The organism is Thioflexithrix psekupsensis, from assembly GCF_002149925.1.
In the GTDB taxonomy this organism is placed as follows: domain Bacteria; phylum Pseudomonadota; class Gammaproteobacteria; order Beggiatoales; family Beggiatoaceae; genus Thioflexithrix; species Thioflexithrix psekupsensis.
The window spans coordinates 643,187-654,417 of sequence record NZ_MSLT01000023.1 but is presented as its reverse complement, the minus strand read 5'-3'; the positions used below and the strand labels follow the sequence as shown (position 1 = coordinate 654,417).

Sequence of the window (11,231 nt, the reverse complement as noted above, 5' to 3'; positions counted from 1 at the left end):
CCCGTTCGCCTTGCGCGCAGCGTGCTGTACGCGGGTATCGCTCACCTAAATGTAAGGTGGGCGATAGCTGAAAATTCTAATTGAACGCAATAATGACTAGGGTAATTGATTGGGATTAAATAAGCGTTCATATTCTAAAATGGCGTAGCGATCAGTCATGCCTGCTAAATAATCGCACACAGCACGCGCTCGCCCTAATTCGCTGCCTAATTGCGCTTGTAAGCGTTGCACTTCCATTTGCGCTTCTAAGGGTAATAAATAAGGATCGTTAATAAAGGCTTCAAATAATCGATGAATAATTTGCCGTGCTTTATAACCCATACGACGCACACGGTAATGTTGATACATTTGTTGTTGTAAGAAAGACTTTAATTCTAAATGTTTTTCATACATTAATGCGCTCAAATTAATCAACATTTCTTCTGTGGCGCGCACTGTTTCAATATTGCTGGGTTGTAAGGCTTCTAATGTGGCGGTGCTGGTTTCTATTAAATTCACGACTTGTTCGTCAATCATGCGGCGAATGGTCTCGTGAATCACACGCCGTTGTGATAAGTTTGGCCATTGTTTTAATACCGCGCTGTAATGTTCGTCAAATAAACGATATTCGCGCAATTGCCGAATGCTAATTAAACGCGCCCGCAAACCATCATCAATATCATGGCTGTTATAAGCAATGGCATCGCAAATATTCACGATTTGGGCTTCTAAACTGGGGGCTGTGGGATGGCCGCCAGTTAAGAAACGAAGGGCAACACTGCCTAATTGTTTAGCTAATTTGGGATTGCATTGTTTTAAAATACCCTCGCGGGTTTCAAACATTAAATTTAAACCACGAAAAGAAGGGTAACGTTCTTCTAATTCATCCACAATGCGCAAGGCTTGCCAATTATGTTCAAAACCACCAAATTTACCCATCACTGCGGCTAATGCGTCTTGACCCGCGTGTCCAAATGGCGCGTGTCCTAAATCGTGTGTCAACGCAATCGCCTCTGTTAAATCTTCGTTTAATCGCAGATAACGCGCCACCGTGCGACTGATTTGCGCCACTTCTAAAGAATGGGTTAATCGGGTGCGAAATAAATCCCCTTCGTGATTGACAAAAACTTGCGTTTTATATTCTAAACGTCGAAAGGCTGAAGAGTGAATAATGCGATCTTTATCACGCTGATATTCGTTGCGATAAGGTGCGGCGGGTGGTTCACTCACTTGACGGCCCCGCGATAATTCCACACTGGCCGCATAAATCGCTAATTCCGTCATGCTGACATTGCCTCCGCACAACCTTCTTCTAAGGTTAATTGTAAGTAGTGGGGATCATAATCTTTAGTGATGATCGCTTGACCTAATGCAGATAATAAAACCAGTCGCAATTGACCTGCTTTTACTTTTTTATCCACTTGCATTAATTCGTAAATCTGTTGAGCGGTTAATGTTTTGGGTAATGTCACTGGTAAGTGAAAGCGTTTTAATAATCGAATAATTCGCTGTACGTCATCGGCAGATAGCCAGCCATGCCGAGCCGATAATTTCGCCGCTAACACCATGCCAATCGCCACCGCTTCGCCGTGTAAGCAAACGCCATAACCTACGCCCGTTTCTATCGCATGACCAAAAGTGTGGCCAAGATTTAGTAAGGCGCGTAAACCTGATTCCTGTTCATCTGCGGCGACAATGTCGGCTTTGTTTTGGCAACAATGGGCAATGGCTTCGATTAATCGGTCGGGGTCGCGTTTTATCAATGCTTCCGCGTGTTGTTCTAACCATTCAAAAAAAGCTAAATCATTGATTAATCCATATTTTACCACTTCGGCAAAGCCTGCGCTGAGTTCTTGATCGGGTAAAGTGTTAAGCGTGTTAATGTCGATTAATACACATTGTGGTTGGTAAAACGCGCCGATCATGTTTTTGCCTAAGGCGTGGTTTACGCCTGTTTTACCGCCGACGGAAGAATCCACTTGGGATAATAATGTGGTGGGAATTTGGATAAATGGCACGCCTCGTTGATAGCAGGCTGCGGCAAATCCTGTGGTGTCACCAATCACGCCACCCCCCAAAGCCACTAAAGTCACTTGCCGATCACAACGCTGTTGTAACAGGTGATCAAAAATTAAATTCAAAGTTTCCAGCGTCTTATACGCCTCCCCATCAGGCAAAATCACTTCAGAACAGTTGAATTGCGCAAATAAAGCCCGCGTTTGTGCCAAGTAAAGGGGAGCAACGGTGTCATTGGTGACGATACAAACTTGTTGCGCTCGTACATAGGGCGTTACCCATGCGCGTTGCTGTAGAAGGTGTGGGGCAATGGCGATGGGGTAGCTGCGTTGACCGAGTTCGACGGTGAGGGTTTTCATGGTTGGGACATCTCCAGTTAATGATCGTTAAGGCTTTCTTCGGTAAGGTGGTCAAGGATGGTTTTTAGGACTTGGGAAATGTTGCGTTGTCCTGTTTCTACGATGTAGTCGGCCAGAGATTCGTAAAGGTGCGCCCGTTCGCGCATAAGTTGTTCTAAGCGGGCGCGGGGATCGGGGGTTTCTAGCAAGGGGCGATTGCGACTGTTGGCGGTGCGTTTGAGCAGTTCGTCAATGGATGCACGAAGATAGATAATGGTGCCGTGTTGTTTTAATTGTTCGCGGTTTTCTGGGAGTAAAATTGCTCCGCCGCCGGTGGCCAAGACGAGGCGCGGTTGTTGTACCAATTCGGCAATGACATTTTTTTCGCGTTTGCGAAAGCCCTCCTCGCCTTCCAAATCGAAGATAAGCGGAATGGTTGCGCCGGTGCGTTGTTGGATTTCTTGATCGCTGTCTTTGAAAGTCCAGTGAAGGCGTAGCGCGAGTCGTTTGCCAATGGTGGATTTGCCCACGCCCATGGGACCGATAAGAAATAAGTTACGGGAAAGGGGATGTGCTGTGGTCTTCACGGGGTTTGTCACCTTCTTGTTGGGTTGGGCGTTTAGGATATTGTCATGATATTGGCCATTTTACTTTTATTTGGTGATTTTTGTCGCTGTGTCTTTGTAACATAAAAGAAGGGGGTATTTTTCCTGTTTTCTCTATTCAGTGTTGGCTTAATCATATTTTATAATTTGTTTTGTTAATTTTAAAATAGTGTAAATTCTAATTCGCATAGAAATCAATTGTGTCCATTGTTAATGTTTCGATTCTGTCGATAAAAAAAGTGATTTAAAAGCCCTTTAAATTTCTGTTATCCCCACTTTAATTGCGATAAACTGGGCTATACTTTATCGGTAAATGCTTAATTTGTGCTTGACTTTCTGCGGTTTGAAAATACACAATTGGCAGTTCTCCGGGTTAAAAAATTAACCTTTTTTTTAAAACATTCGTCATTTTTATGATTTTCACGTCACTATGGCCGCATCAAACTCAAAAATTGTACTTGTGGGTTTACCCCGCAGACTGGTCGATTATGGCTTACTCGACGAAGAAAAAGCCGCAAAAGCCTTTGAAACGGCAAGAGAAAAAGGACAAACTTTTGTCCATTATGTGGTATCTAATGGACTTGCTCCCGCACGAGAAGTCGCTTATGCCGCATCCGAAGACCTCTCCGTGCCATTGGTTGATATTGACAGCGTCGAATTAAATACGGATTTAATTAAATTAATCGATGAAAAACTGTTAAAAAAACACCAAGCTCTTCCCCTTTATAAACGCGGTAAACGCTTATTCGTCGCCTTATCAGACCCAACTAACTTTCACGCCATCGATGATCTGGGTTTCCGCACCAAACTCAATATCGAAACCGTCGTCGCTGAACACGATAAACTCGAACGGGTGATCGAACGCGCTTTAGAAGTATTCGATACCAGTATGACTGGATTGGACGGCGACGGTTTGGGCGATGTCGAGTTGGAAGACGACGAAGCCGCGGATAAAAAAGAAGACGATAAAAATGATGTTGAAGACGCGCCTGTTGTTAAATTCGTCAATAAAATGCTGTTTGATGCCATTAAAATGGGGGCTTCTGATTTACATTTTGAACCTTACGAAAAATTTTATCGCGTGCGTTTTCGTATCGACGGCATTTTGCGCACGATGGCTAAACCGCCTGTCAGTTTGTCGCGTAAATTGGCAGCGCGGATTAAGGTCATGTCGCGTTTGGACGTGTCTGAGCGGCGCGTGCCACAAGATGGACGGATTAAGTTGAAACTCAGTGCCAACAAGTCTATGGATTTTCGGATCAGCACCTGTCCCACTTTGTTTGGGGAAAAAGTGGTGATGCGGATTTTAGATTCTTCGGCGGCTAAGTTAAATATCGATATGTTGGGTTTTGAACCTGTCCAAAAAGAACGCTATTTAAAAGCCCTCAGCAATCCTTACGGCATGGTGTTGGTGACGGGGCCGACAGGAAGCGGCAAAACCGTGTCTTTATACACCGGCGTGAATATTCTCAACCAAGAAGATGTGAATATTTCCACCGCTGAAGACCCCGTAGAAATCAATTTGCCCGGTGTCAATCAGGTGCAAGTGGATGAACGCACCGGAATGACTTTCGCCAAAGCCTTAAAAGCCTTTTTGCGTCAAGACCCAGATATTATTCTCGTTGGGGAAATTCGAGATTTGGAAACGGGAAGTATTGCGATTAAAGCGGCTTCTACGGGTCATATGGTGATGTCCACTCTGCACACCAACGATGCGCCACAAACCTTGACCCGGATGATTGACATGGGAATTCCTCCGTTTGCCATTGCCACTTCGGTCAATTTGGTAATGGCACAACGTTTATGTCGTCGGCTTTGCAGTTGTAAAGTACAAGTGGAAGTGCCAAAACAAAGTTTATTGGTGGAAGGTTTTACTGAAGAGGAAGTGAATAGTCCTGATTTTAAACTCTATGGCCCACGAGTAGGCGGCTGTGAGAAATGTGGTGGTTTGGGTTACAAAGGGCGGGTGGGCATTTACCAAGTGATGCCCATTTCCGATGCCATGCGACGCATGATCATGGAGGGAAAAAACGCTGTGGATTTGGCCGACCAAGCCCGCAAAGAAGGCATTGCCGATTTACGACAGTCCGGCTTACTCAAGGCAAAAAAAGGAGATACCTCACTTGAGGAAATTAATCGCGTAGTAAAAGGTGACGATTAATCACGTTATTCTAAAAAAACACGTTCAATTGGTGCTGTTATGGGGAAATAAGCCAGATGATGGTGTTTTTTTTAGAACAAGATGGGAACTTTAACGGGCTACTTTGGAATTGATTATGGCTACGATAACCAAACCCGCTCTGAAAAAAGGAGCAGCCGCTGCGGCCCCCGCCAAGGACAACAAACCCAAAACGGATATGTTTGTTTGGGAGGGGAAGGATAAGCAAGGCAAAAAAGTAAAGGGAGAATTGACCGGTACAAGCGAGGCGTTGGTCAAAGCCGCCCTGAGACGACAAGGCGTTATTCCCAGTAAAGTCCGCAAGAAATCCAAGCCCTTACTCGGTGGTGCGGGGGGAAAACCGATTACTGCTACCGATATTTCTACTTTTGCGCGCCAAATGACGACAATGATGGAATCGGGTGTGCCTTTGATTCAGTCATTTGAAATCGTGGGACAAGGGCATGACAATCCCAGTATGCAAAAACTGATTTTGGAAATTAAATCCGATATTGAAGCCGGAGGGACGTTTGCGGATGCGTTGCGTCGTCATCCGCAATATTTTGATACGCTGTTTTGTAACCTAGTAGAAGCCGGGGAACAAGCCGGTATTTTGGAATCCTTGTTAAATAAGGTGGCAACTTACAAGGAAAAAACTGAAAGTATGAAAAAGAAAATCAAAAAAGCCTTGACTTATCCCATCGCGGTTTTAGTGGTGGCGTTTGTGATCACGGCGATTTTGATGATTTTCGTGGTGCCGGTGTTTGCTGACTTATTTACGGGTTTTGGAGCTGATTTACCGGGTCCGACTAAATTTGTGGTGGCGGTGTCGAATTTATTTGTGGGGTATTGGTATATTATCTTTGGCAGTGTGATTGCGTTTGTTTTTGCCTTTAAGGAAGCCAATAAACGATCGATAGCTTTTAACCATGCCATGCAGAGATTTTCTTTAAAAATTCCTGTGGTGGGTGACATTTTATCTAAATCATCGGTGGCGCGATTTGCGCGGACGCTCTCTACCATGTTCGCAGCGGGAACGCCTTTGGTGGAGGCAATGGAATCCGTAGCAGGTGCGACGGGACACATTGTTTATTCTGAAGCGGTACTGAAAGTACGCGATCAAATTGCCACTGGGAGTGCGTTAGCCAGCAGTATGCGCGACACGGGCGTGTGGCCAAATATGGTTATTCAAATGGTACAAATCGGGGAAGAATCGGGTGCGATTGATAAAATGCTCGGTAAAGTCGCCGATTTTTATGAAGAAGAAGTCGATGGCTTAATTGATGCCTTGAGTAGCTTAATGGAGCCGATGATCATGGCGTTTTTGGGTGTGGTCATTGGGGGTTTAGTGGTGGCGATGTACTTGCCTATCTTCAAAATGGGGCAGGTAATTTAGCCATTCATAACATTTTTTGTCTGAATCAGAATTTCCAGAATTAAAAAAATTTGTGCTGGAAATTCTGATTTCGGTGAGGTCAGTTTTGAGAAATATCGTTAATCCTTTTCGCATCCAAAACATGTAAAATCTACTTTTTTATTCTTTAATTCTGAAAATCCTAAAATTCTGTAAATTCTGATTCTGACAGAAAAATTTTATGAATGACTTAATTTTGGTATATCAAAATCTTGTGATGCGTTTTGAACAAGAACTAATTGATTTAAAAAAATTTAAGTACATTCCAGTTTAAACAACATTACCAATTTTAGTGTATTTTCCAAATCAAAATCCCCCCATCACAACCGCTGTTCCCATCGCCACGCATCGGCAATAATGCTTTTTAAATCAGGATATTGTGGTTGCCAGCCGAGTTCCTGCCGCGCCAAACGAGAATCCGCCACTAAACGCGCTGGATCGCCCGCACGACGTGTTCCGATTTGCACGGGGATTGTTTTACCTGTCACTTGGCGCGCCGTATCAATCACTTGGCGTACAGAAAAGCCCTCACCATTGCCTAAATTGTAAACGGCACTGGGTTGATTCGACAGCAAACGCTGCAAAGCCAATTCATGGGCTTGACATAAGTCATTGATATGTATATAATCTCTGATACACGTGCCGTCGGGCGTGTCGTAATCTTCGCCAAAAATTGTAATAAACTCACGCCGTCCCGCGGCGGTTTGTAAAACTAAAGGAATTAAATGCGTTTCTGGCACATGGCGTTCGCCCAATTCCCCTTCGGGGTCTGCGCCCGCCGCATTAAAATAACGCAAACAAACCGACTTTAACCCAAATGCTTCATCATAATCGCGCAAAATCTGCTCTACCATTAATTTACTGCGACCATAAGGATTAATGGGATATTGCGGGTGTTTCTCATCAATGGGAACATACTGCGGTTCGCCAAAAATAGCCGCCGTAGAAGAAAAAATAAATCGCTTAACATTAGCCGCAACCATTGCATCTAATAAATTCAAAGTGCGCACCACATTATTATCATAATATTTATCAGGACGTACTTTAGATTCAGCCACTTCAATATGGGCGGCAAAGTGCATCACGGCATCAATTGGATAATGGCTTAATAATTGCGTTAATGCCTGTTTTTCTGCTAAATCCCCAATAAAAAATTCACCCGCTAATACCGCATCCACATAACCCGAAGAAAGATTGTCTACAATTAATAAACGGTAATTTTTTTTAGATAAATACTTTACCAAGTGCGAACCAATATAACCCGCACCACCAATAATTAAAATGGTATTCATTTCTAAACAATCCTGTAATAATGAGTGCAAAAAATAGGAATAAAAACATACCGGTTGTGGCATTATTAATGATTAGAATTTTGCCGTATGTTTCTAGTTGCAATTTTAATCAAAATCAAGCCATTAATCCACCGAAAACATGATTAAAGGATAATTTGGCCAGCGGCTTTTTAATTCGCGTAACTTTTCGTTGGCAACTTGCACCGTAGGATAGCAACTGCCTTGACCTTTACTGCGCCAACCTTTTGTTTCTTCTGACCATTCGCTGGAAGGGCAGCCATTACCAAAGTCTAAACAAATTTTATAACCGGCCTGACTTTTAGAAACCTCTTTTAAACGAGGTGGCATTTTAGGCAATTGAGGTAAATGATTCGGCAGCACAGCCATTGACCGCGTGGATTTATTATCCAAAGTATGGACATTAAAAAGCGGCAGTTTTTGCAATGATTCAATTTCGCGCAATTGTCGTTCTTGTTCCAATTCTAATTGATACAAACGTTCGTGCAAATCTTCGGAAAAAACCATAAAGAAAACTCCTAAAAAATAGTTAAATAATCACGTTAATTCGCTGGTTGAATTGCATTATTTTTTAATTATATGAAAGCAGAGATTATTGCAAAACGGCAACATTTTATCATTTTTGTGTATTGTTGTAAGCAGATGCAGTCACATTTTCAAATATCGCTAAATTTTGTAAAATAACAAGGCGTTATTTTCTAAACACAGGGCGTTAATCTTTTTGGATTAATGATTTTTTTAATTAACAATCAAAAGATCAAAACAATGACACTTTGGCTCCCACATATTACTGTTGCTGCGGTGATTGAAGAACAGCAGCGTTTTTTACTGGTTGAAGAAAAAATCACGGAGGTGTCGGTCTACAATCAGCCCGCTGGCCATTTGGACGAAGGAGAGGATTTAATTCACGCCGTGACTCGTGAAACCTTGGAAGAAACGGGCTGGCATTTTGTACCAGAGCAGTTGGTGGGGATTTATCAATACACCAGTCCCGGCAGCCATACCACTTACATTCGCGTGTGTTTTTGCGGTCGTCACACGGAATTTGACCCCCATCGCCCCTTAGATCGCGTCATTGTGCGCACGCTGTGGTGGACACGCGAGCAAGTACAGCAATGTGAACATTTGCGCAGTCCGATGGTCTTGCGTTGTATTGACGATTATTTGGCGGGAATTCGTTATCCCTTGTCTTTATTAACCCATTTACAAACACAGTAATTAAGGCGAATTATTTTGTCTCATTCTTCTTTTAATCATCCTGTCAATAAAACGCCTATTGTGCTGGGAATGTCGGGCGGAGTTGATTCTTCCGTTGCCGCTTATTTATTGCAGCAACAAGGTTATGCGGTGTCGGGCTTATTTATGAAGAATTGGGAAGAAGATGATACGACAGAATTTTGCAGTGCCGCAGTGGATTTAAAAGATGCACAAGCCATTTGTGCGCAATTAGCGATTCCTTTACATACGGTCAATTTTTCTAGCGAATATTGGGATCAGGTATTTACTCATTTTTTAGCCGAATATCAGGCCGGAAGAACACCAAATCCCGATGTGTTATGTAACCGTGAAATAAAGTTTAAAGTTTTCTTAGAACATGCCTTGCGTTTGGGCGGAGAATTGATTGCGACGGGACATTATGCGCGGGTGCAAAAAAATGCAGAAGGTCATTATTTATTATTAAAAGGTTGCGACCCGAATAAAGATCAAAGTTATTTTTTACATCTTTTAACCCAAAATCAATTGGCTAAAAGTCATTTTCCTTTGGGAGAATTAAATAAAACCCAAGTACGGCAAATTGCTCACGACCTCGGTTTAGCCACACAGGATAAAAAAGACAGCACAGGATTGTGTTTTATTGGCGAGCGGCCGTTTCGGACATTTTTGGCGCGTTTTCTTCCCGCACAACCCGGTGAAATTGTGACACAAGAAGGCTTGTGTATTGGGGAACATCAGGGCGTAATGTATTATACTATCGGACAGCGACAAGGACTACATATCGGCGGACGCGCTCAGGGCAGTGGCGAAGCATGGTATGTGGCGGCGAAAGATGTCGAACCTAACCGTTTAATTGTCGTGCAAGGCAGCGAGCATCCCGCCTTGTTTCGTCAAACCTTGCAAGCCAAAGAGGTGCATTGGATCAGTGGACATCCCCCCGTTTGGCCGCTGTCCTGTCGCGCAAAAACCCGCTATCGCCAAACCGATCAAACCTGTCTGGTGATGCCCACAGAAGCAGGCGTACAGGTACAATTTGAACAAGCACAACGCGCCATTACACCGGGACAATCCATCGTTTTCTACCAAAACGATCAATGTCTTGGTGGGGGGATTATTGTGGAATAACGACTGAAAAATTGAAATCAGAATTTAATCATTATTACCTTGTCCTATTGCTATTCAATGATTTTTCTTTATTAAAGAGAAATAATGGTCAATTCTGATTTCATTTAAAATAACACGTCTCATAAATTAATGTAAGCTGGGTAAAGTTTCCCGAATATGATCGCGGTCAACCCACCATTCATTTTGGGTAATGATATTTAATACTTGGGCTAAACGATTTAAAAACGCATCGGGATCGTCTAAACCTAAACGCTGCATCCACATTTGAAAACCCACATTGGTTTCAATCCCGCTATGACGACGCGCCACCCGCGCTAATAATTGATTAGTAAAGAAATGTAAATCGTCGCGTTGTCGCCCTTCGGTACGCAAATCAACCAAATAATGCGCCGTTGCCGCCGCCACCGCCGCACCATCAGAATTATCAGGCGTTTCATTGACAATATTCTCTAACATTAAAACCGATAATTCGGTGTCTATGGGAAAAGTAACGGCTAACCATACGCCATTTCCTAAAGCCACCAATGAATCGGCTTGATTGGCTTGAAACATAATATTGCAGGCATGAACCGCATTTTCCCATTCACTATAAGCGACATGAATATCAAAAGCCTCACGCGCCGCTTGCCACGCCTCTTCATCTTGTTCCAAAGACAAACACACGTAGCCATATTCAATCAATAAATTACCACGAGTTTGTCCGCGAGGATGATGCGTCAATTTCGCTTGCAATTCGGCTAATTTTTGTGCTTGCAATTCTTTAGAAACCGTTAAATCACTGACATCTTCAGCCCCAAATAATTCGGGATTGGTGACCAAATTTTTCATTTTGGTAACTCCTTTTTGTTCGTGTAAATAGTGAAGTATAACCCTAATAAATAAAAAATGCCTTATTTCTCCCGATCACATAAAAAGAATAGGCGAATCAACACGTCACGTCTCGTTTTTCAGCAAGCGAACGCATCGTGGCATGGCGTGAGGAAAGAGGAAACAATCAGGGCAGGAATAAGGACACCTCAATGTTACCATAATTGGTATCCATTGATCACAAAAAAAGACCCATTGCAAAAT

Annotated in this window: 10 protein-coding genes; 4 read left to right on the top strand and 6 right to left on the bottom strand. The window is 43.1% G+C overall.

Annotated elements, in window-relative coordinates:
* Window positions 1–96: 96 nt before the first annotated feature.
* The 3 genes from TPSD3_RS15400 to aroK are packed head-to-tail and all read right to left on the bottom strand — an operon-like array spanning window position 97 to window position 2,920.
* Window positions 97–1,263 (bottom strand): deoxyguanosinetriphosphate triphosphohydrolase, encoded by a 1,167-nt coding sequence (locus tag TPSD3_RS15400; protein ID WP_086489418.1) that lies wholly within the window; start codon window positions 1,261–1,263, stop codon window positions 97–99.
* Window positions 1,260–2,354: a 3-dehydroquinate synthase gene (aroB, locus tag TPSD3_RS15395; RefSeq protein ID WP_086489417.1), complete on the bottom strand. Its 1,095-nt coding sequence runs from the start codon at window positions 2,352–2,354 to the stop codon at window positions 1,260–1,262. The genes TPSD3_RS15400 and aroB overlap by 4 nt, the downstream gene beginning before the upstream one ends.
* Window positions 2,355–2,371: 17 nt before the next feature.
* Window positions 2,372–2,920, bottom strand: a complete 549-nt coding sequence (gene aroK / locus TPSD3_RS15390; protein ID WP_245391616.1) for a shikimate kinase AroK — start codon at window positions 2,918–2,920, stop codon at window positions 2,372–2,374.
* A gap of 478 nt (window positions 2,921–3,398) precedes the next feature.
* Between aroK and pilB the strand changes: the two genes are divergently transcribed.
* Entirely contained in the window at window positions 3,399–5,099 is a 1,701-nt protein-coding gene (pilB, locus tag TPSD3_RS15385) for a type IV-A pilus assembly ATPase PilB (protein ID WP_425353094.1), read from the top strand.
* A 115-nt stretch (window positions 5,100–5,214) separates the two neighbouring features.
* Entirely contained in the window at window positions 5,215–6,492 is a 1,278-nt protein-coding gene (locus TPSD3_RS15380) for a type II secretion system F family protein (RefSeq protein WP_176329897.1), read from the top strand.
* A 338-nt stretch (window positions 6,493–6,830) separates the two neighbouring features.
* Here the strand turns inward: TPSD3_RS15380 and galE are convergent, their stop codons facing one another.
* Both galE and TPSD3_RS15370 read right to left on the bottom strand, forming a co-directional pair.
* Window positions 6,831–7,802 (bottom strand): UDP-glucose 4-epimerase GalE, encoded by a 972-nt coding sequence (galE, locus tag TPSD3_RS15375; protein WP_086489415.1) that lies wholly within the window; start codon window positions 7,800–7,802, stop codon window positions 6,831–6,833.
* A 123-nt stretch (window positions 7,803–7,925) separates the two neighbouring features.
* Window positions 7,926–8,327: a hypothetical protein gene (locus TPSD3_RS15370; protein ID WP_086489414.1), complete on the bottom strand. Its 402-nt coding sequence runs from the start codon at window positions 8,325–8,327 to the stop codon at window positions 7,926–7,928.
* A 258-nt stretch (window positions 8,328–8,585) separates the two neighbouring features.
* Between TPSD3_RS15370 and TPSD3_RS15365 the strand changes: the two genes are divergently transcribed.
* Window positions 8,586–9,038: an NUDIX hydrolase gene (locus TPSD3_RS15365; protein ID WP_086489633.1), complete on the top strand. Its 453-nt coding sequence runs from the start codon at window positions 8,586–8,588 to the stop codon at window positions 9,036–9,038.
* A 15-nt stretch (window positions 9,039–9,053) separates the two neighbouring features.
* A complete protein-coding gene (mnmA, locus tag TPSD3_RS15360) occupies window positions 9,054–10,160 on the top strand; it encodes a tRNA 2-thiouridine(34) synthase MnmA (RefSeq protein WP_280938432.1) in 1,107 nt (368 codons plus the stop codon).
* Window positions 10,161–10,286: 126 nt separating this feature from the next.
* On the opposite strand, the gene TPSD3_RS15355 is transcribed toward mnmA, so the two are convergent.
* Window positions 10,287–10,988, bottom strand: coding sequence for a hypothetical protein (locus TPSD3_RS15355; protein ID WP_086489413.1), 702 nt, complete (start codon window positions 10,986–10,988; stop codon window positions 10,287–10,289).
* Window positions 10,989–11,231 lie beyond the last annotated feature (243 nt).